Below are 379 nucleotides of genomic sequence, written 5' to 3' on the forward strand. Positions count from 1 at the left end.
GATGAGAGGCTGGCTCTCCAACTCGTCGAAGCGCCGTGCGTACTGTCCCTGGTAGTGCATGGACTGGCGGCCCTCCCGCTCGATGAGAGCGGAGCTGTGGCAGCCGACGCTGAATTCCTGATGTTCACAGATGCTGCCCTGGCTGTTGGCAAGCCAGAGGCGGCTCTCCCCCTCGAAGAAGCCGTTGTAGGGGGCGCCGGTCACGTCCGGCAGGGCCAGCATGTCGGACTCGAGGCGCAGGGTCAGGGCGATCTTCTCTTCCACCGCCGTGGTGTCGGCCTGATGTATCTCGGCGCAGTCGGTGATGAGCCTGCTCTGCTGCACTGTGATGCGCTGATCCGGGTCCACCTTGGCGAAGCGGCTCGCATCGAGCGCATCC

1 protein-coding gene is annotated in these 379 nt (G+C 64.9%); it reads right to left on the bottom strand.

Annotated elements, in window-relative coordinates; genetic code table 11:
- Positions 1 to 379, bottom strand: a 379-nt coding sequence (locus GPA27_RS28760) for a hypothetical protein (protein WP_211165333.1), incomplete at both ends; no start/stop codon positions are given.

The organism is Aromatoleum toluolicum, from assembly GCF_012911005.2.
GTDB lineage: Bacteria > Pseudomonadota > Gammaproteobacteria > Burkholderiales > Rhodocyclaceae > Aromatoleum > Aromatoleum toluolicum.